General features: G+C 60.9%; 20 protein-coding genes and 1 pseudogene. 12 read left to right on the top strand and 9 right to left on the bottom strand.

The window, feature by feature from the left end:
- Nucleotides 1-100: 100 nt before the first annotated feature.
- Complete coding sequence (locus tag ACIOVD_RS09695; RefSeq protein WP_401127329.1) at nt 101-1,126, top strand: FAD:protein FMN transferase; 1,026 nt, start codon at nt 101-103, stop codon at nt 1,124-1,126.
- Nucleotides 1,127-1,336: 210 nt separating this feature from the next.
- A complete protein-coding gene (gene sthA / locus ACIOVD_RS09690) occupies nt 1,337-2,731 on the top strand; it encodes a Si-specific NAD(P)(+) transhydrogenase (RefSeq protein WP_095165311.1) in 1,395 nt (464 codons plus the stop codon).
- A 42-nt stretch (nt 2,732-2,773) separates the two neighbouring features.
- Here the strand turns inward: sthA and ACIOVD_RS09685 are convergent, their stop codons facing one another.
- On the bottom strand, nt 2,774-3,496 hold the full coding sequence (locus tag ACIOVD_RS09685) for a glycerophosphodiester phosphodiesterase family protein (RefSeq protein ID WP_095165310.1): 723 nt from the start codon (nt 3,494-3,496) through the stop codon (nt 2,774-2,776).
- 13 nt (nt 3,497-3,509) lie between these two features.
- Nucleotides 3,510-4,091 carry a PilZ domain-containing protein gene (locus tag ACIOVD_RS09680; RefSeq protein WP_095165309.1) on the bottom strand — a complete coding sequence of 194 codons (582 nt, stop codon included), beginning with the start codon at nt 4,089-4,091 and terminating at the stop codon, nt 3,510-3,512.
- A gap of 94 nt (nt 4,092-4,185) precedes the next feature.
- On the opposite strand from ACIOVD_RS09680, the gene ACIOVD_RS09675 reads away from it, so the two are divergent.
- From ACIOVD_RS09675 to ACIOVD_RS09665, 3 genes are all read left to right on the top strand, one after another.
- The gene (locus ACIOVD_RS09675) at nt 4,186-5,436 is read left to right on the top strand and encodes a lipoprotein-releasing ABC transporter permease subunit (RefSeq protein ID WP_401127327.1); all 1,251 of its coding nucleotides are present in this window, start codon (nt 4,186-4,188) and stop codon (nt 5,434-5,436) included.
- A gap of 7 nt (nt 5,437-5,443) precedes the next feature.
- Nucleotides 5,444-6,127, top strand: a complete 684-nt coding sequence (gene lolD / locus ACIOVD_RS09670) for a lipoprotein-releasing ABC transporter ATP-binding protein LolD (protein WP_174244588.1) — start codon at nt 5,444-5,446, stop codon at nt 6,125-6,127.
- 63 nt (nt 6,128-6,190) lie between these two features.
- Nucleotides 6,191-7,435, top strand: coding sequence for a lipoprotein-releasing ABC transporter permease subunit (locus tag ACIOVD_RS09665; RefSeq protein WP_159997025.1), 1,245 nt, complete (start codon nt 6,191-6,193; stop codon nt 7,433-7,435).
- A 153-nt stretch (nt 7,436-7,588) separates the two neighbouring features.
- Here the strand turns inward: ACIOVD_RS09665 and ACIOVD_RS09660 are convergent, their stop codons facing one another.
- Complete coding sequence (locus tag ACIOVD_RS09660) at nt 7,589-8,950, bottom strand: heavy metal sensor histidine kinase (RefSeq protein ID WP_401127324.1); 1,362 nt, start codon at nt 8,948-8,950, stop codon at nt 7,589-7,591.
- Entirely contained in the window at nt 8,950-9,630 is a 681-nt protein-coding gene (locus ACIOVD_RS09655; protein WP_401127322.1) for a heavy metal response regulator transcription factor, read from the bottom strand. The genes ACIOVD_RS09660 and ACIOVD_RS09655 overlap by 1 nt, the downstream gene beginning before the upstream one ends.
- A 155-nt stretch (nt 9,631-9,785) precedes the next feature.
- Between ACIOVD_RS09655 and ACIOVD_RS09650 the strand changes: the two genes are divergently transcribed.
- Together ACIOVD_RS09650 and queF are read left to right on the top strand one after the other, a co-directional pair.
- The gene (locus ACIOVD_RS09650; protein ID WP_320332654.1) at nt 9,786-10,331 is read left to right on the top strand and encodes a cupredoxin family protein; all 546 of its coding nucleotides are present in this window, start codon (nt 9,786-9,788) and stop codon (nt 10,329-10,331) included.
- 61 nt (nt 10,332-10,392) lie between these two features.
- Nucleotides 10,393-11,223 carry an NADPH-dependent 7-cyano-7-deazaguanine reductase QueF gene (queF, locus tag ACIOVD_RS09645; RefSeq protein WP_401127320.1) on the top strand — a complete coding sequence of 277 codons (831 nt, stop codon included), beginning with the start codon at nt 10,393-10,395 and terminating at the stop codon, nt 11,221-11,223.
- 84 nt (nt 11,224-11,307) lie between these two features.
- Here the strand turns inward: queF and ACIOVD_RS09640 are convergent, their stop codons facing one another.
- Nucleotides 11,308-11,571 (bottom strand): DUF4404 family protein, encoded by a 264-nt coding sequence (locus tag ACIOVD_RS09640; protein ID WP_095165300.1) that lies wholly within the window; start codon nt 11,569-11,571, stop codon nt 11,308-11,310.
- A gap of 123 nt (nt 11,572-11,694) precedes the next feature.
- Complete coding sequence (locus ACIOVD_RS09635) at nt 11,695-12,315, bottom strand: HAD family phosphatase (RefSeq protein WP_401127318.1); 621 nt, start codon at nt 12,313-12,315, stop codon at nt 11,695-11,697.
- Between the two features lie 191 nt (nt 12,316-12,506).
- Here ACIOVD_RS09635 and ACIOVD_RS09630 point away from each other — a divergent pair, with 191 nt between their 5' ends.
- The 3 genes from ACIOVD_RS09630 (at nt 12,507) to rssC (ending at nt 15,194) form a co-directional block, all read left to right on the top strand.
- Complete coding sequence (locus ACIOVD_RS09630; RefSeq protein ID WP_095165298.1) at nt 12,507-13,196, top strand: VacJ family lipoprotein; 690 nt, start codon at nt 12,507-12,509, stop codon at nt 13,194-13,196.
- 334 nt (nt 13,197-13,530) lie between these two features.
- On the top strand, nt 13,531-14,715 hold the full coding sequence (rssB, locus tag ACIOVD_RS09625; protein ID WP_401127316.1) for a two-component system response regulator RssB: 1,185 nt from the start codon (nt 13,531-13,533) through the stop codon (nt 14,713-14,715).
- Nucleotides 14,712-15,194 (top strand): anti-sigma factor antagonist RssC, encoded by a 483-nt coding sequence (gene rssC, locus ACIOVD_RS09620; RefSeq protein ID WP_093421055.1) that lies wholly within the window; start codon nt 14,712-14,714, stop codon nt 15,192-15,194. The genes rssB and rssC overlap by 4 nt, the downstream gene beginning before the upstream one ends.
- Nucleotides 15,195-15,307: 113 nt before the next feature.
- Here rssC and tal read toward each other — a convergent pair whose 3' ends face one another.
- Both tal and dusA read right to left on the bottom strand, forming a co-directional pair.
- Nucleotides 15,308-16,234, bottom strand: coding sequence for a transaldolase (gene tal, locus ACIOVD_RS09615; protein ID WP_095165296.1), 927 nt, complete (start codon nt 16,232-16,234; stop codon nt 15,308-15,310).
- Between the two features lie 177 nt (nt 16,235-16,411).
- Nucleotides 16,412-17,386, bottom strand: coding sequence for a tRNA dihydrouridine(20/20a) synthase DusA (dusA, locus tag ACIOVD_RS09610; RefSeq protein WP_401127314.1), 975 nt, complete (start codon nt 17,384-17,386; stop codon nt 16,412-16,414).
- Between the two features lie 139 nt (nt 17,387-17,525).
- Here dusA and ACIOVD_RS09605 point away from each other — a divergent pair.
- A pseudogene (locus ACIOVD_RS09605) lies at nt 17,526-17,717 on the top strand (site-specific integrase); the annotation flags it as partial.
- A 108-nt stretch (nt 17,718-17,825) separates the two neighbouring features.
- On the opposite strand, the gene ACIOVD_RS09600 reads toward ACIOVD_RS09605, so the two are convergent.
- Nucleotides 17,826-18,137, bottom strand: coding sequence for a hypothetical protein (locus ACIOVD_RS09600; RefSeq protein ID WP_401127312.1), 312 nt, complete (start codon nt 18,135-18,137; stop codon nt 17,826-17,828).
- A 199-nt stretch (nt 18,138-18,336) separates the two neighbouring features.
- On the opposite strand from ACIOVD_RS09600, the gene ACIOVD_RS09595 reads away from it, so the two are divergent.
- A partial coding sequence (locus ACIOVD_RS09595; RefSeq protein ID WP_401127310.1) for a sugar phosphate nucleotidyltransferase occupies nt 18,337-18,602 on the top strand: 266 nt, incomplete at its 3' end.

The following is an 18,602-nucleotide window of genomic DNA, read 5'->3' as shown; positions in this document are numbered from 1 at the left end:
GCTGTAGGGGCAAGGCTTGCCCGCAATGCCCTCAGCGTCGAATGCCATCGCGAGCGAGCTCGCTCCTACAAGGTAGGGTGTGATTGCGGGAGTTGTGCACATGTTGGGTAGGCAATGGAGCGGCTCGGCCGGATTGCTGCTGTTGATCGCGGCCCTGGCCGGCTGCGGCAGCGGCGACTCCCAGGAAAAATTTGGCGGGCCGACCATGGGTAGCAGTTATTCGATCCAGTACGTTCGCCATGCAGGCCTGCCCGGGCCGGCGCAGGTGCGCCAGCAAGTCGAGGCCATATTGACCGAGGTCGACCAACAACTGTCGACCTATCGCAGCGACTCCGACATCGAGCGCTTCAACGCGTTGCCGGCCAATAGCTGTCAGCCGATGCCGGCGGCAGTCCTGCAGTTGGTCCAGATCGGTGAGCAGCTTTCCCGCGCCAGCGAGGGGGCCTACGACCTGACGGTTGGGCCGCTGATGAACCTCTGGGGCTTCGGCCCGCAGGCGCGCACCGTGCAGGTCCCCAGTGAGCAAGCGCTGGCGCAGGTACGGCAGCGGGTCGGCTACCAGCACTTGCGGATCGACGCAGGGCAACTGTGCAAGGACGCCGCGGTGGAGGTCGACTTCGACAGTATTGCTGCCGGCTACACCGTCGACCGGATAGCCGCCGCGTTGGGCAGCCTGGGCATCAGCAGCTATCTCGTCGAAGTCACCGGTGAGCTCAAGGCCGCCGGCATAAAGCTCGACGGCAACCCCTGGAAGATAGCCCTGGAAGAACCCCGTGACGACCAGCAGGTGGTGGAACGGATACTGGCGCTGGATGGTTATGGGGTCTCGACCTCGGGCGACTACCGCAACTATTTCGAGCAGGGTGGGCGGCGCTATTCCCACACCTTCGACGCCCGCAACGGGGCGCCAGTGCTGCATGACCTGGCAGCGGTTACGGTGGTTGCTCCGCAAGCGCTGATGGCCGATGGCTGGTCGACCCTGTTGTTGATCCTCGGGCCGGAGCGTGGCCTTGCATACGCGGAAAAGCACGCGATTGCGGCTTTTTTTGTGATGCGCACCGAGCGCGGTTTCGTCACACGTAGCAGTCAGGCTTTTATCCGCCTGAGCGGGGAAAAACCCCAATGAATCGGGCGCCGATCCCAAGCGCGGCTGGCGTTGTAGTGCAGGCAAAACTAGCCTACGACGCGACCAAGGGTTAATGTGCGCGGCGTTGACGCTTCTATAGACTGTTCCTGGGTTTTCGACTGACCCCAAATTGTTCCTTCATGCCGCATCGCCGGCATGATTTAGCCGCAGGTGCCAACGGGGCGCCGCGGCCTGTTCTGAGGAGTACGCATGGCTGTCTACAACTACGACGTGGTGGTGCTGGGTTCCGGCCCGGCAGGAGAAGGCGCGGCAATGAATGCCGCCAAGGCAGGGCGCAAGGTGGCGATGGTTGATAGTCGTCGCCAGGTCGGCGGCAACTGCACTCACCTGGGCACCATCCCGTCCAAGGCGTTGCGGCACTCGGTCCGGCAGATCATGCAGTTCAACACCAACCCGATGTTCCGGGCCATTGGTGAGCCGCGCTGGTTCTCGTTCCCGGACGTGCTGAAAAGCGCCGAGAAGGTCATCTCCAAGCAGGTTGCCTCGCGCACCGGCTACTACGCGCGCAATCGGATTGACGTGTTCTTCGGCACCGGCAGCTTTGCTGACGAGCAAACCATCGAAGTGGTCTGCGCCAACGGCGTGGTCGAAAAACTGGTGGCCAAGCACATCATCATCGCCACCGGCTCGCGTCCGTATCGCCCGGCCGATATCGATTTCCACCACCCGCGTATCTACGATAGCGACACCATCCTCAGCCTCGGCCACACCCCGCGTAAACTGATTGTCTACGGCGCCGGCGTGATCGGCTGCGAGTACGCCTCGATCTTCAGTGGCCTGGGTGTGCTGGTGGAGCTGGTGGATAACCGTGGCCAGTTGCTGAGTTTCCTCGACTCGGAAATCTCCCAGGCCCTGAGCTACCACTTCAGCAACAACAACATCACCGTGCGCCACAACGAAGATTACGATCACGTTGAAGGCGTAGACAACGGGGTGATCCTGCACCTCAAGTCCGGCAAGAAGATCAAGGCCGATGCCTTGCTCTGGTGCAACGGGCGGACCGGTAACACCGATCAGTTGGGTCTGGAAAACATCGGGGTCAAGGTCAACAGCCGTGGCCAGATCGAAGTCGACGAGAACTACCGCACCTGCGTCCAGAACATCTATGGCGCCGGCGATGTGATCGGCTGGCCGAGCCTGGCCAGTGCCGCCCATGACCAGGGTCGTTCGGCCGCTGGCAGCATTGTCGACAACGGCAGCTGGCGTTTCGTCAACGACGTACCGACCGGGATCTACACCATTCCGGAGATCAGCTCGATCGGCAAGAACGAGCAGGAGCTGACCCAGGCCAAGGTGCCTTACGAAGTCGGCAAGGCGTTCTTCAAGAGCATGGCGCGGGCGCAGATCGCCGGCGAGCCACAAGGCATGCTGAAGATCCTGTTCCATCGCGAGACCCTGCAAGTGCTGGGCGTGCATTGCTTCGGTTATCAAGCGTCGGAGATCGTGCATATCGGCCAGGCGATCATGAACCAGCCGGGCGAATTGAACACCTTGAAGTACTTCGTCAACACCACGTTCAACTACCCGACCATGGCCGAAGCCTATCGGGTAGCTGCATACGATGGCCTCAACCGGCTTTTTTGAGCGGCTCCGGCCGGTGGCCTGAGCCGGCCGGGGAGACCGATTTCAGCAATTCTCGAGGGTGGCAGTGGCCAAACCGGGAAAGTCTGTAATCAGGCTGTCAACGCCGAAATCAGCGAGCCTGCGCATCAGCGCGGGCTCGTTGACGGTCCACACCGACACATGCAAGCCCTGACGCTGCGCCTTCTCCAGGCGTTCCGGCGTACACAGGGTCCAGTTCAGCGCCAGAATCTCACAGCCATAGCTTTGCGCGACCTTCAGCGGGTCGAGCCAGGCGTATTCGGCTACCAGCCCCCGAGACACATCCGGCACCAGGTCCAGGGCCGCCTTGAGCACTTCCCGCGAGCTTGAGGTGATGGTGACTTTGTCCAGCATGCCAAAACGCTGGGCCATTTCGCGAATCGCCAGCACGGTGGTGGCGGCGCGGGTGCGTGAAGCGCTTTTGACTTCCAGTTGCCAGTGGTCGAAGTCGCACTGTTCGAACAGTTGCTCCAGGGTCGGGATCGGGCAGGGCTTGATCCAGCCCGGTCCGCCCTTGCGCGCGTCGTAGGTCACCAGGTCCGCCGCCTTGTGCTCGACGACCTTGCCGCGGCGGTCGGTGGTGCGCTTGAGCGTCGAGTCATGGATCACCATCAACTCGTTGTCCATGGACAGGTGCAGGTCCAGTTCGCAGCGACGCACGCCATGCTTGAGGCATTGCTGGAAGCTGCTCAGGGTGTTTTCCGGTGCTTCGCCTTTAGCGCCGCGGTGGCCGTAGATGAGGGTCACGGTGGTTCCTTAATTAGTTGCCGGATTCGGTGATTTCGCGCGCCAGGCGGCGTTCTTGGGCCTGTCTTTGCAGGATATAGCGTGCCAGCAGTTGGCGCTGGGCATCGCTCAAGTGTTGGAATTCGGTGCCGACGTCAAAACCGCCGTCCTTGGCATCGCAATGGGTGACTCGGGCGCGGACCAGCAGGCCCAGGGCCTGGGGCATAAGCACCAGTTTGATCGATAGGTGGCTGCCGGGGGCGAGCGGGGTGGCATGCTGGAAGTCGATGCCGCCTTCGGAAAGGATCACCGGTTGCGGTTCGCCGATCTGGCCGAGCACCGTCAACGCGACTACCTGGCTGAGCAGGTCGATACGTTTGTTCAGCACTTTCAGGTAGGCCGCGGTATTGCGATCGCGCTCGCTGATCTGGCGCAGCAGGTGCTGGGATTCGAATTCACTCAGGTGCAGTTCACTGAGCAGATTGAACAGTGGCGAAGCATCCTGCAACACTTCCTCCGCCGTGGCGGCAGGGCCTGTCAGGGTCTGAATTTCCAGTGCGATCCTGTCCTCGATACGGTAGTATTCGCGGCGATCTTCTTCATCTAATGTCGACATGGCGAACCCATGGTAGCGGCGGTGGTCTGAGTGTAAAGCTGGTTATCGACCCCCGCCACAAGGACGTTCCTTTTCCCTCCGAACAAGCCCCGACATGTTCAGACCTCTCTTCGTATTTATCGGTACGCGTTATACCCGTGCCAAGCGGCGCAATCATTTTGTGTCGTTCATTTCCCTGACTTCGATGATCGGACTCGCCCTGGGCGTGGTCGTGATGATCGTGGTGCTGTCGGTAATGAATGGCTTCGATCATGAGATGCGCACCCGCGTGCTGGGCATGGTGCCCCACGCGACCATCGAGTCCGGTGAGCCGATCAGCGACTGGCCGAGCCTGGCCGCCAAGGTCAAGCAGAACCCGCAGGTGGTGGCCGTCGCGCCCTTTACCCAGATGCAGGGGTTGCTGACCAACAAGGGCCAGGTCTCCAAGGTATTGCTCAATGGCATCGACCCGGCGCTGGAGCGCCAGGTCTCGATCATTGATAACTTCATGCAACAGGGCCAGCTCGATGCCCTGGCACCCGGCAGCTTTGGCATTGTCATCGGCGACAAGGCGGCGGCCAAGCTCGGGGTAGGCCTCGGCGACAAGCTGACCTTCGTCGCGCCGGAAGTCACCGTGACCCCGGCCGGGATGTTCCCGCGCATGAAGCGTTTTACCGTGGTCGGCATCTTCCATGTCGGCGCTGGTGAGATCGACGGCTACCTGGGTGTCACCAACCAGCAGGATCTGTCGAAACTGCATCGCTGGAAGCCGGACCAGATCCAGGGCCTGCGGCTGAAATTCGATGACCTGTTCCAGGCCCCGCGCGCGGCCTGGAACATCGCCCAACAATTAGGCGATGACCGTTTCTACGCCCGTGACTGGACCCGCACCCACGGCAACCTGTACCAGGCCATCCGTATGGAAAAAGCCATGATCGGCCTGTTGCTGCTGCTGATCGTCGCGGTGGCAGCGTTCAACATCATTTCCACCCTGGTAATGGTGGTCAACGACAAGAAGGGCGACATCGCGATCCTGCGCACCCTGGGTGCTACGCCGGGCACCATCATGGCGATCTTCATGGTCCAGGGTACGGTGATCGGGGTGGTTGGCACGGCCATCGGCGCGCTGGTGGGGATGTTTGCCGCACTGAATGTGAGCGCGGCGATCTCCGCCCTCGAAGGCCTGATCGGGCACAAGTTTCTCAACGCCGATGTGTACTTCATCGACTACCTGCCGTCGCAGTTGCAGGCCCAGGATGTGTTGATGGTCTGCGGCGCGGCGTTGGTCCTGAGTTTCCTCGCCACCCTGTATCCAGCCTGGCGTGCCGCGCGCACCCAGCCGGCGGAGGCGCTACGTTATGAGTGAGTTGGGCATGAGCGAAAAAGCAATCTTGAGTTGCCGCAACCTGGGCAAATCCTACGAGGAAGGCCCGGAGTCGGTGGAAGTGCTGGCCGGTCTGCAGCTGGAGTTGCACCCGGGTGAGCGCGTGGCGATCGTCGGGACTTCGGGATCGGGCAAGAGTACCTTGCTCAACCTGCTGGGCGGGCTCGATACACCGACCCAGGGCAGCGTCTGGCTGGCCGGTGAAGAGCTGTCGGCACTCAATGAAAAGAACCGCGGCTTGCTGCGCAACCGTTCGTTGGGCTTCGTTTATCAGTTCCATCACCTGTTGCCTGAGTTCACCGCCCTGGAAAACGTCTGCATGCCGTTGTTGATCGGCAAGACCGCGATCCCCGAGGCCCGCCAGCGCGCGACCGCCTTGCTGGAGCGGGTCGGCCTGGGGCATCGCCTGGAGCACAAGCCGGCCGAACTGTCCGGTGGCGAGCGCCAGCGCGTGGCCATCGCCCGTGCGCTGGTGAACAACCCAGGGCTGGTGATGCTCGACGAGCCAACCGGCAACCTCGACTCCCATACCGCGCAAGGTATCCAGGACCTGATGCTGGAACTCAGCACCTCGATGCGCACGGCGTTCCTGGTGGTGACCCACGACATGAACCTGGCACGGCAGATGGATCGCGTTCTGCACTTGCAGGAAGGTCGCCTGACGCCCATCTGATGCTTTGCAACCCGGTGCCTGAACAGGCGCCGGGTCTTTTATTTTTATACGGTGCCCCAGCGAATGTTCAGACCGTTATCGATCTTTATCGGCATGCGCTATACCCGCGCCAAGCGCCGCAATCGCTTTGTTTCGTTTATCTCGATGACCTCGATGATCGGCCTCGCCCTGGGCGTGTTGGCGATGATCGTGGTGCTGTCGGTGATGAACGGCTTCCAGCGCGAAATGAGCTCGCGCATCCTCGGTATGGTGCCTCACGCGACCATCGTCGGCGTCAAGCCGATCGACGACTGGGCGCCGGTGGCTGCTGCCGCGCTGAAAAATCCGGCAGTGACCGCCGCAGTGCCCTTCACCGAGATGGAAGGCATGCTCTCCTACAAGGGTTCGATGCAGCCGATCCAGATCAGCGGCATCGACCCGGCCCAGGAAGGCAAGGTGTCGATTGTCACCCAGCACATCGTGCAAGGGCGCCTGGATGACTTGAAGCCAGGTGAGTTCGGGGTGGTGGTCGGCGAAATCACCGCGCGGCGTTTTCGCTTGAATGTCGGCGACAAGCTCACCCTGATCGTGCCGGAAATCAGCAGTGCACCGGGGGGCATCACCCCGCGTATGCAGCGCCTGAATGTGGTGGGGGTGTTCAAGGTCGGTGCTGAGCTCGATGGTTCGATGGCCCTGATCCATGTCGCCGACGCTGCGCAAATGCAGCGCTGGGCGCCCAACCAGGTGCAAAGCGTGCGCCTGGCGGTGAAGGACCTGTACGCCGCGCCTCAGGTGTCGGCGGCGATTGCTGGCAGCCTGGGGGCTGGATACAAGGCCGATGACTGGACTCACACCCAGGGCAGCCTGTTCAGTGCCATGAAAATGGAAAAAACCATGATCGGCCTGTTGCTGCTGATGATCGTCGCGGTGGCGGCGTTCAACATCATCGCGACCCTGATCATGGTGGTGAACGACAAGGGTGCCGACATCGCGATCCTGCGTACCATTGGCGCTACGCCACGGCAGATCATGGCGATCTTCATGGTCCAGGGTACGGTGATCGGTATTGTCGGCACCCTGATTGGCGGTGTGCTTGGCGTGATCGCGGCGCTGAACGTCAGTGCGCTGGTGGGCTGGGTGGAGCGCGTCAGCGGCCAGCACATCTTCAGTTCCGACGTGTACTTCGTCAGTAACCTGCCGTCGGAGTTGCAGGGCGCCGATGTGCTGTTGATCTGCTCGGCCGGGTTTATCCTGAGCTTCCTGGCCACCGTCTACCCGGCCTGGCGCGCCGCGAAGATCGAACCAGCGCACGCCTTGCGTTATTCCTGACTACGATCCGTGGGGTGCCACAGCCCCTGGGTTTACCGAAGACATTGTGGGGGCGAGCGCCCGCTTGCGGCTTGCTCGCGATGGACGTCAACGATAACGCTCAGCCTCAGGATGAGCGCGGTGGCCTCTCTCCCACAGGTTGCCTGCGCTGGCTCAATTGCCTTTGGGCAGTTCGATCACAAAGCGCGTCCAGCCCTGGGCCGATTCGCAACGAATGGTCCCGCCATGGGCGCGGATGATTGACTGGGTAATCGCCAGGCCCAATCCCGCATGTTCACTGCTGCCTTCACGACGCGCCGGATCGGCCCGATAAAAACGGTCGAACAGGCGCGGTAACAAGGCGGGGGGAATGCCTTCGCCGGTGTTGGCGATACTCAGGTGCAAACCCTGCGCCGAGTCCACTATCTGCACCTGAACCTCACCCTGCGCTGGAGTAAAACGCAGGGCGTTGTCCAGCAGGTTGGACAGGGCCCGGCGCAGCATGCTGCGGTCGCCGCTGATGGTGGCTTCGCCCTGGCGGGTCAGGCGGATCTGCGCGTCTTCGGCCAGGGGCGCATAAAACTCCAGCAGCGCATCCGCCTCTTGCGCCAGTTGCAGCGGCTCACGCCGAGGCATCAATAAACCGTGGTCAGCCTTGGCCAGGTAGAGCATGTCGTTGACCAGTTGCGCCATCCATTGCAGTTCCTCGAGGTTGCTGTGCAAGGCTTCGCGGTAGTCCTCAAGGTCTCGTGGACGGGTCAAGGTAACCTGGGTGTGGGTCAGCAGGTTCGACAGCGGCGTGCGCAGTTCGTGGGCGATGTCGGCGGAAAACGCCGACAGCCGCTGGAATGAATCGTCGAGGCGTCCGAGCATGGCGTTGAATGCGTGGGCCAGTTCGGCCAACTCGGCCGGCATCTGCGCGTGTGACAGGCGTTGGGTCAGGGAGCTGGCGGACACCCCGGCAGCCACTTCGCTCATGCGCCGTAACGGGCGCAAGCCACTGCGCGCCGCCCAGGCCCCGAGCAAGGCCGTGGCCAGTGCCGAGAGCCCGACCGTCAGCCAGATCAAATGCTGCATGCGCTGCAAAAAGTGCTGATGGTGGGTGATGTCGAGCACCAGGGTCAGTTGCGCCCCATCGGTTCTGCCTGGCTGCAGTGGCGCGCTGTAGACCCGATAGGCGGTGCCGGCGCTGTGCAGGCTAGACAGGCCGGGCAGGGTGGGCAGGTCGCCAGGCAAACTGGGCGCGCTGTCGAACCACACGTGGCCATCGGCACCGCGTACGCGCAGTGCGAGGTCAGTCTGATGGCTCATTTCTTCCTGCAGGCGGGTTTTGCGCAGGGCGAACAGCGCTGGGTCGTCGGCGCCTTGCAGGGCGCTGCGCAGGGCCACCAGCTTGCCGTCCAGCAGTTGTTGGTCCAGCTCAATGAAGTGGGTCTCGCTGGCGCGACTGAACAGCACGCCGGCAATCAGCGAGACCACCGCGGTGCACGCCGCAAACAGCAACGCCAGGCGACTGCTCAAAGACAAGCGGGGCATCAGCTTGGACGCTCTTCAAGCACATACCCCATGCCGCGTACGGTATGAATCAGTTTGTTGGGGAAGTCATCGTCGATTTTCAGGCGCAAACGGCGGATCGCCACTTCGATGACGTTGGTGTCGCTGTCAAAATTCATGTCCCAGACCTGGGAGGCGATCAACGATTTGGGCAGCACTTCGCCCTGGCGGCGCAGGAGCATTTCCAGCAGGGCGAACTCCTTCGCGGTCAGGTCCAGCCGCTGCCCGCTGCGTTCGACCCGGCGGCGGATCAGGTCCAGGCGCAGATCCGCCAGTTGCAGGCTGGTTTCCTGCGGGGCCGCACTGCCACGGCGCAACAGGCTGCGCACCCGGGCCAGCAGTTCGGAAAAGGCGAAGGGCTTGACCAGGTAATCATCGGCCCCCAGTTCCAGGCCATGCACCCGGTCCTGCACCGCATCCCGGGCTGTGAGGAACAGCACCGGCACGTCCAGGCCGGCGGCGCGCACCGCTTGCAGGATCTGCCAGCCGTCGCGGCCAGGGAGCATCACATCGAGAATCAGCAGCCCATAATCCCCGCTCAACGCCAGTTGCTGGCCCGTGATGCCGTCGGCCACCAGTTCAGCGTTGAACCCGGCCTCGGTCAGGCCTTGGCGCAGGTAGTGGCCGGTTTTCGGTTGGTCTTCGACGATCAGCAATTTCATGGGCGACTCAGGGTGGATGGGACACAAGCGTTATACCGTGGCGGGCGCTCAGCCAGCTCAACCTGACAAAGTTGTAATCTACTCGTCAGCTACCTGGCAGCGGCGCACCCTTAGAGTTTCCCACAAGCTGAACCTTATCTTGTTGGAGTGTGATCATGTATTTCGCTAAATCCTGGGTGCTGGCCGGCTGCTTGTTGGCATTGAGTTCTCCGCTACTGGCCGCACCGGCGCAGTCCTACGCCTTTGGTGCGCCTGCCCCGGCGGCCAAGGCGACGCGCACGGTGGAAATTGTCATGGGCGATATGACGTTCAATCCCAAGGCCCTGCAGATCAAGGCCGGTGAGACCGTGCGTTTTGTGTTGATCAATAAAGGCCAATTGCTCCACGAATTCAACCTGGGCGACGTGGCGATGCACAGCCAGCACCAGGCCGAAATGCTCAAGATGCAGCAAAGCGGCCAGCTCACCCCGACTGCAATGAAAGCGCCGGCGATGGATCACGCGGCCATGGGCCACGGCTCGATGGCAGGCATGGACCATGGGGCGATGCAGCACGATGACCCCAACAGCGTGCTGGTGGAGCCGGGCAAAACCGCCGAATTGACCTGGACCTTCAAGCAGGCCAGCAACCTGGAGTTCGCCTGCAACATCCCGGGTCACTATCAGGCGGGCATGGTCGGCAAACTGACGGTCAGTCAGTAAGCACTCAAAGGCGGGAGCAAAGGCTGGTAGAATCGGCTGATTCTTCAGTCAGGTTTCCGCCATGCATCCCGCAGCCGAACACTCGCCGCTGGGCAAATCCAGCGAATACATCGCCACGTACACGCCGTCTTTGTTGTTCCCGATCCCGCGCACCGCCAAATGGGCCGAGTTGGGGCTGACGGCCGACACCTTGCCATACAAGGGCGTGGACTTCTGGAACTGCTTCGAACTGTCCTGGCTGCTGCCGTCGGGCAAGCCGGTGGTGGCCATCGGTGAGTTCAGCATTCCGGCGGACTCGCCGAACATCATTGAATCGAAGTCGTTCAAGCTGTACCTGAACTCACTGAACCAGACACCGTTCGCCGACACCCAGACCCTGCAAGCTACCCTGACCAAGGATCTCTCGGCGGCAGCGGGCAAGCCCGTGGGCGTGCGCATTCGTAGCTTGAACGAAGTGCAGGCTGAAGGTGTGGTGGCCCTGCCGGGTGTGTGCATCGACGACCTCGACATCAGCGTCAGCAACTACGAGCACCCGCGTCCGGAACTGCTGCGTTGTGATGAGTCGCGCATCGTCGAGGAGAGCGTGCACAGCCATCTGCTCAAATCCAACTGCCCGGTCACCAGCCAACCGGACTGGGGCAGCGTGGCGGTGGAGTACCGTGGCGCGGCGCTGGATCACGCCAGCCTGTTGGCGTATCTGGTCAGCTTCCGCCAGCACTCGGACTTCCACGAACAGTGCGTGGAGCGGATCTTCCTCGACCTGCAGCGCTTGCTGAAGCCGGAAAAACTCACCGTCTACGCCCGTTATGTGCGCCGTGGCGGGCTGGACATCAACCCGTACCGCAGCACCGAAGAAGTGCAGTTGCCCAACCATCGCCTGGTTCGCCAGTAAGCGCGGGCAACTGCGGGTTTTTTACCGGTCAAGAAACGAAAAAGCCCCGCTGTCACCAGCGGGGCTTTTTGGTATTCGTGTGGATCAGATCCCGATGTTGCCCAGGGTCTGCACAATGTTGCGCAATGTTGCGGCCAGCGCCGGGTGGTCGAGTTCGAAGCGTTCCACGGCCAGGTTGACGCCATCGGCCAGGCTGCTGTCGTTAGTGGCGGTTTCCAGTTGCAACTGCGCTTCGATCTGCGTCATCAGGTCCAGCAGGTGGTCACGTTCTTCCTGCGAGAGCGGCGGGTTCTGCTCCAGTTGCTCGCGCAGGGTATTGAGCTGTTCTTGCAGTTCGCGGGCAGGCATGGCTACTTTCCTTTTATCGATAGGCACTGGCATAGACCGCAGCAGTGATCCAAAGGTCTACGTCTGACCTGTAGATTAATCCACTGGCGAGCGAAGTGCATGATCTTGATCAAGAATGATCGATCAGGGTTTCTCGCCCTTGCGCCGGCGCAGGCCGATATCCGACAGGCAGGTGTCGAGATCGCCGAGATGATCGATCACCGAATGCACCCCCAGGCCAAACAATTGCAAGGTCGCTTTACCGCGCATGAGTTCGCGCTCCTGTCGGCTCAGGGCTTGCCATTCCTTGGGTGCCAGGCCACAGAGCGAGCCACAGGACGCCAGGCCAATGGTCCATAGCCCGGCATTGAGGCCCGATTGCAGCAAGCGCGGCTCGCCGCTGACCAGCACGCAACCGTCCAGGCGATGGATGTTCAGCGCCATCAACGATGACCAGCAAGCATCGGGAGCTGGCCATGGGCGGACGCTCAGGGGCCGTGGGCTGGCGCTGATCCAGTCGGGGAGCTCGGTCGCCAGCGACTGGCTCTGGCTGGCAGGTAACTCATCCAGCCAGGCGCAGGGAATGCCTTGCAGCCGCAACGACAGCAAGGCTTGCTCGGCGCCAGGGGTCAGTTGGCCATGTGGGGCACAGCCGCTGCCGTAGAGTCGGGTTTGCGCGCCGAAATCCACCAGGCAGCCACTCAGGCCAAAAAGCACGGCGGTGGGTTGGGGGAGGGCTTGGGGGTGTACCTGAGGTTGGGGCATTTCAACATCCCTGAAATAATCAGAGAGGGTAGGCCTGCCTCGTGACAGTTAAGTGACATTCTCTTGACGGGCCGGGGAAACATGCAGGGTGTCGTAGGGCGTTTCCCTGAAAGCCGGCATCCGTCTTATACTAGCCAGCTTACCGTGCGGGTTTCGCGATCCGCGCCAGTACAATCCAAGGAGTTTCTGCTATGCGCTGGAGCAATTGCCTGGCTCGACTAAGTCTATTTGCCGGCGTCCTGTTGGTTCCGTTCGCTGCCCAGGCGGCCACCGAAGAAGATCCCTGGGAAAGCATCAACCGCCCGATCTACACCTTCAACGACGTGCTGGACACCTACGCCCTCAAGCCTCTGGCCCAGGGCTATCAGTTCGTCACGCCGCAGTTCCTCGAAGACGGCATTCACAACATGTTTCGCAACATCGGTGACGTCGGCAACCTGGCCAACGACATCCTGCAGGTCAAGCCCCATGCGGCGGGCGTCGACACTGCTCGCTTGTTGATGAACACCACCCTGGGCCTGGCCGGGTTCTTCGATGTGGGCACCAAGATGGGCCTGCACCGCAACGACGAAGACTTCGGCCAGACGCTTGGCTACTGGGGCATGCCCAGCGGCCCTTACGTGATGCTGCCGTTCCTCGGCCCGAGCACCCTGCGTGACGCGCCGTCCAAGTACGTCGACAGCTATGCCGAACCCTACCGCTACATGCACGACATTCCAGCGCGCAACATGGCGCTCGGCATGGATGTGATCGATACCCGTGCCAGCCTGTTGTCGGCCGAGAAGCTGATCAATGGCGACAAGTACGTCTTCATCCGCAACGCCTACTTGCAGAACCGCGAATTCAAGGTCAAGGATGGCCAGGTTGAAGACGACTTCTGAGTCGGCGCTTCAATAACAGGAAGGCGGCCCACGGGCCGCCTTCTTCGTTTTATAGCTGGCGTTCCAACCTTGCATTTTGTTGCAAATTTTGCGGTTCTTATAACTCCCGGTGATTTGCAGGGTAAAGACGCCTGATGACCATCGGCGTGAGCTTGAAACGCCTCGCGGATGGGAGTACCGTCTGCGCCTTAGAAGGGCACCTCTGATGAACATGTGTGTCGGGCAAATGCTCGAAAGCAGTGCAGCAGAGAGGCTAGAAAGCGAATCCAGTAGTGTGTGCCGGGCTAATCACCCCGCCAGCTACGCCAACCTAATTCTGGCGCCGTTTGCCCACATGCAAAAAACCAGTGCCACGCTGCTGATAATCGATGACGACGAAGTAGTGCGCGCGAGTCTCGCGGCCTATTTGGAAGACAGTGGGTTCAGCGTCCTGCAGGCCAGCAATGGACTGCAAGGGCTAGCGGTATTCGAGCAAAGCCACCCCGATCTCGTGATCTGCGATCTGCGCATGCCGCAGATGGGCGGGCTCGAACTCATTCGCCAGGTGACTGACCTGTCGCCGCAAACGCCGGTGATCGTGGTGTCCGGTGCCGGCGTGATGAACGACGCGGTCGAAGCCTTGCGCCTGGGCGCGGCGGACTACCTGATCAAGCCGCTGGAAGACCTGGCCGTGCTCGAGCACTCCGTGCGCCGAGCCCTGGATCGCGCGCGCCTGCTCCTGGAGAACCAGCGTTACCGGACCAAGCTTGAAACCGCCAACCGTGAGCTCGAAGCCAGCCTGAACCTGCTGCAGGAAGACCAGAACGCCGGTCGCCAGGTGCAGATGAACATGTTGCCGGTGAGCCCCTGGGCCATCGACGAGTTCAAGTTCGCCCACCAGATCATCCCGTCGTTGTACCTGTCGGGTGATTTTGTCGACTATTTTCGGGTCGACGAACGCCGGGTCGCGTTCTACCTGGCGGATGTTTCCGGGCATGGCGCGTCTTCGGCCTTCGTCACCGTGCTGCTGAAGTTCATGACCACGCGCCTGCTGTTCGAATCCAAGCGCAACGGCACCTTGCCGGAATTCACCCCTTCAGAGGTGCTCGGCCATATCAACCGGGGCCTGATCAGCTGTAAGCTGGGCAAACATGTCACGATGGTCGGTGGAGTCATCGACGAGGAGACCGGTTTGTTGACCTATAGCATCGGCGGACACCTGCCGTTGCCAGTGTTGTACACGCCAGGCAGTGTGGGATACCTCGAAGGCCGCGGTCTGCCGGTGGGCTTGTTCAATGAAGCCACCTACGAAGACCACGTCATCGAACTGCCGCCGGTGTTCAGCCTGACGCTGATGTCCGATGGCATTCTGGACCTTTTGCCAGAACCGACACTCAAAGAAAAAGAGGCCGCCTTACCGCAACGGGTAAGATCGGCGGGCGGCAGCCTGGATGGTCTGCGGCAGGTTTTTGGATTGGCCACGCTAGGGGAGATGCCGGATGATATCGCCCTGTTAGTGTTGAGCAGGAATCTTCAATGAGTACCGGTAGAATCCAGTTCGCCGAGCAGGATGGCACCTTTGTCCTGAAGTTCGTCGGTGAGGTTCGCCTGACCCTGTGTTCGGCGTTGGATGCGACTATCGAGCGGATCTTCACCGCGTTGAATTTCAACGCGATCGTGATCGACCTGACCGAAGCCCGCAGCATCGACAGCACCACCCTGGGCCTGTTGGCCAAGCTGTCGATCATGTCACGGCAAAAGGTCGGCCTGCTGCCGACCGTCGTCACCACCCACGAAGACATCACCCGTCTGTTGGAGTCCATGGGTTTCGAGCAGGTGTTCAACATCGTTGACCGCCCGGTGCCGTGCCCGGAGTGCCTGACCGACCTGCCTGACCAGGACCAGTCCGAAGAGGTGGTGCGGATCAAGGTGCTGGAAGCGCACAAGATCCTCATGGGGCTCAACGATTCCAACCGCGAAGCGTTCCATGACCTGGTAAACGCCCTCGAGCGGCACTGATAGCTCCTGCAATCCCTGGTAGGCGCTGGCGAAGGTAAAACACTGCGTCAAACCAGGCACACAAAAAAGGGCGAACCCAGCAGGGTTCGCCCTTTTTGCATTGCGCTGTAACCTTACAACTTGGCCTGCAGCAACGCCTCCAGCTTCTCCTGGTCGCGGGCAAACTGCCGAATGCCTTCGGCCAGCTTCTCGGTGGCCATCGCATCCTCGTTGGATGCCCAGCGGAACTGTGCTTCGTTCAGGCTCTGGCGTGCTTCACCGGCATGCCCTGGCGCCAGCTGACGCTCCAGCTTGCCGGTGTCGGCCGCCAGCTTCTCGATCAGGTCGGGGCTGATGGTCAGGCGATCGCAGCCCGCCAGTTGCTCGATCTGATTGAGGTTGCGGAAGCTCGCACCCATGACCACGGTCTTGTAGTCATTGGCTTTGTAGTAGTTGTAGATGCGCGTCACTGACTGCACGCCGGGATCATCGGCGCCGCTGTAGTCGGTACCGTTGGCCTTCTTGTACCAGTCGTAGATGCGCCCTACGAACGGCGAAATCAGGAACACCCCGGCTTCGGCGCAGGCCACTGCCTGGGCGAAGGAGAACAGCAGGGTCAGGTTGGTCTGGATGCCTTCGCGCTCCAGCTGTTCAGCGGCGCGGATACCTTCCCAGGTGGAGGCGATCTTGATCAGCACACGGTCACGGCCAATGCCGGCCTTGTCGTAGAGTTCGATCAGGCGGTGCGCACGCTTGAGCATGGCATCGGTATCGAACGACAGGCGCGCATCCACTTCAGTGGAAATGCGTCCCGGAATCACTTTCAGGATCTCCTGGCCCACTGCGACCCCAAAACGGTCACTGGCCAGGCCCACGTCGCCCTTGCAGTCGGTAACGCTGGCGTTGAGCAGTTCGGCATAGGCAGGAATGGCCGCAGCCTTGAGCAGCAGGGAAGGGTTGGTGGTAGCGTCCACTGGTTTGACGCGAGCGATTGCTTCGAAATCGCCAGTATCGGCCACGACAGTGGTGAATCGTTTAAGTTGTTCCAGCTTGGAAGTCATGGGTGTGCTCTATCCTGTGGGTCTGTTGACATTACCCGAGCGCTGGCAGCCACTCAAGGGCACAAATGCGTAACAACGGTCTGGGCGGCAACATCTGCAAAACAGATGTTTGAAAGGCCCGGCGCTATCCGCTAACTACGATGGCAAAACCGCCCACAGGTTCAATCGCGGCGACGGCTAGCGGCCTTCCAGCAACGCAGCCGCCTGATCGAGCAGGGCCAGCGGGTCCTTGGCCTTATGAATGTCCACCGACAGCAACTGGCGAAACTTGCGCGCCCCAGGAAAGCCCGTGCCGAGCCCCAGGACATGCCGGGTGATGTGGTGCATCGCGCCGCCAGCCTCAAGGTGGGCGGCAATGTACGGACGCAGTTGCGCCAGCGCCTCGGCCCGGCTGATCACCGGCGCGGTGCTGCCAAACAACTGCTGATCCACCTCAGCCAGTACATAAGGATTGTGATACGCCTCACGGCCCAACATTACCCCGTCAAAGGTCGCCAAATGCTCATGGCAGGCCTCCAGCGTCTTGATTCCGCCGTTGAGAATGATCTCCAGCTCCGGGAAGTCCGCCTTCAGCTGCGCCGCCACGTCATAGCGCAGTGGCGGAATATCGCGGTTCTCCTTAGGCGACAAACCTTCAAGAATCGCAATGCGCGCATGCACGGTAAAGCTGGTGCAGCCGGCATCGCGCACCGTACCGACGAAATCACACAGCTGCGCGTAACTGTCGCGCCCATTGATCCCGATCCGATGCTTGACCGTAACCGGAATCGACACCGCATCGCGCATCGCCTTCACGCAATCAGCCACCAACTGCGGATGTCCCATCAAGCATGCGCCAATCATATTGTTCTGCACCCGATCACTCGGGCAGCCGACATTGAGGTTCACCTCGTCGTACCCATGCTCCTGCGCCATCCGCGCACAGGCCGCCAGATCCAGCGCTACACTACCGCCCAACTGCAACGCCAGCGGATGCTCAGCCTCGTTGTGCCGCAGGAAACGCTCGTGATCACCGTTGAGCAGGGCACCGGTGGTGACCATTTCGGTGTAGAGCAGGGCGTGTTTGGAGAGCAGGCGCAGGAAGAAGCGGCAGTGGCGGTCGGTCCAATCCATCATGGGTGCAACACTAAAGCGCCGAGACAGCGTAGGCATTGGTTTTACTGGGCTAAGGCTCTGATTCTGTACCATTTTACTCAACGTGTTTTCGGCGTGTTTTAGGGCGTTTTCAGGCGTTTTTTGGGTCTCGGTGGTACGATGTACCACTTCAAAACTGACGCGTACCACTTTCGATATGGCAGCTATCAGGGCAAGAAAACTGGCGGATGGGTCTGTGAGCTACACCGCTCAGATCCGCATCAAGCGTGACGGAGTGCAAGTCTACCAAGAGAGCCAGACCTTCGCCCGGAAACAGGCGGCGCAAGCTTGGGCGCGTAAGCGCGAGTCGGAGTTGGATGAACCTGGTGCGATCGAGCGGGCGACGCGATGAAGTAGGTCATGAGCTGCTGCTCCGGTGCGGAGCATGTGGGGATGAGTGGAAAAAGAGATATTCCAGCCAAAGGGACGCTGTTTGGACGAAGTCTAAAGACAACGACTAGTTGTCCTGGCAGATTCGCAGCGCCTCGCGCCCCCGAAAACTTTCAAGCTTCCGCGACACAGATGGCGATATCGTGATTTTGTGTCGCGGTGGACTGAGTAAGGGCAAGGCGCCGCCCGGCCCAAGGCCGTGCACATGGTGAATCATCAGCGTGATGGCCTCGCCCTGTTCCTCGATGCCACTCCAGGCCATCAACTCAGCCAAGGCCTGTCGGGTGCCGGCCAGGGTATGGAGTCGTAACTCTTCCTCGCCACGAGTTTTTCGCTTCGCCGCGGTCTTGGCTGATCGGTCTTTCTGTGCGGCAGCCATCAGTTTTTCCTCTTTTTTCTGGTGTGGGCGAGCTAACCAGTGTCGATTACTTGAGAGGTGGGGCATTTTGTGTGTGGTAATTGCTGGGGGCAGTATTTATTTCTGAAGAAGTCAGTTAATCGTCTCGGATATTGAATCGTGCCCGCAGCCTGATTAGACTGCGCGCAAATTAGGACGAACAGATTTATCAAGGACTTATATGATCAAGAAATGCCTGTTTCCAGCAGCCGGTTACGGCACTCGCTTTCTGCCAGCGACTAAAGCCATGCCCAAGGAAATGCTGCCGGTGGTGAACAAGCCACTGATCCAGTACGGCGTCGAAGAAGCTCTTGATGCCGGGCTGACGGAAATCTCCATCGTCACCGGTCGTGGCAAACGCGCCCTGGAAGACCACTTCGACATCAGCTACGAGCTGGAAAACCAGATCAAGGGCACCGACAAAGAGAAGTACCTGGTCGGTATCCG

This window comes from Pseudomonas sp. NPDC087626, from assembly GCF_044743405.1.
Classification (GTDB): Bacteria; Pseudomonadota; Gammaproteobacteria; order Pseudomonadales; family Pseudomonadaceae; genus Aquipseudomonas.
This window is presented reverse-complemented; position numbering and strand designations above follow the sequence as displayed.

Coding starts and splice junctions, on each gene's coding strand:
- ACIOVD_RS09630 (WP_095165298.1), top strand. CDS start 12,507: ATGCGCTGGAGCAATTGCCTGGCTCGACTAAGTCTATTTGCCGGCGTC.
- ACIOVD_RS09680 (WP_095165309.1), bottom strand. CDS start 4,091: ATGTCGACATTAGATGAAGAAGATCGCCGCGAATACTACCGTATCGAG.
- tal (WP_095165296.1), bottom strand. CDS start 16,234: ATGACTTCCAAGCTGGAACAACTTAAACGATTCACCACTGTCGTGGCC.
- lolD (WP_174244588.1), top strand. CDS start 5,444: ATGAGCGAAAAAGCAATCTTGAGTTGCCGCAACCTGGGCAAATCCTAC.
- ACIOVD_RS09635 (WP_401127318.1), bottom strand. CDS start 12,315: ATGCCCCAACCTCAGGTACACCCCCAAGCCCTCCCCCAACCCACCGCC.
- rssC (WP_093421055.1), top strand. CDS start 14,712: ATGAGTACCGGTAGAATCCAGTTCGCCGAGCAGGATGGCACCTTTGTC.
- ACIOVD_RS09655 (WP_401127322.1), bottom strand. CDS start 9,630: ATGAAATTGCTGATCGTCGAAGACCAACCGAAAACCGGCCACTACCTG.
- sthA (WP_095165311.1), top strand. CDS start 1,337: ATGGCTGTCTACAACTACGACGTGGTGGTGCTGGGTTCCGGCCCGGCA.
- ACIOVD_RS09600 (WP_401127312.1), bottom strand. CDS start 18,137: ATGGCTGCCGCACAGAAAGACCGATCAGCCAAGACCGCGGCGAAGCGA.
- ACIOVD_RS09640 (WP_095165300.1), bottom strand. CDS start 11,571: ATGCCTGCCCGCGAACTGCAAGAACAGCTCAATACCCTGCGCGAGCAA.
- ACIOVD_RS09660 (WP_401127324.1), bottom strand. CDS start 8,950: ATGCCCCGCTTGTCTTTGAGCAGTCGCCTGGCGTTGCTGTTTGCGGCG.
- ACIOVD_RS09665 (WP_159997025.1), top strand. CDS start 6,191: ATGTTCAGACCGTTATCGATCTTTATCGGCATGCGCTATACCCGCGCC.
- dusA (WP_401127314.1), bottom strand. CDS start 17,386: ATGCCTACGCTGTCTCGGCGCTTTAGTGTTGCACCCATGATGGATTGG.
- ACIOVD_RS09650 (WP_320332654.1), top strand. CDS start 9,786: ATGTATTTCGCTAAATCCTGGGTGCTGGCCGGCTGCTTGTTGGCATTG.
- ACIOVD_RS09675 (WP_401127327.1), top strand. CDS start 4,186: ATGTTCAGACCTCTCTTCGTATTTATCGGTACGCGTTATACCCGTGCC.
- ACIOVD_RS09695 (WP_401127329.1), top strand. CDS start 101: ATGTTGGGTAGGCAATGGAGCGGCTCGGCCGGATTGCTGCTGTTGATC.
- rssB (WP_401127316.1), top strand. CDS start 13,531: ATGCAAAAAACCAGTGCCACGCTGCTGATAATCGATGACGACGAAGTA.
- queF (WP_401127320.1), top strand. CDS start 10,393: ATGCATCCCGCAGCCGAACACTCGCCGCTGGGCAAATCCAGCGAATAC.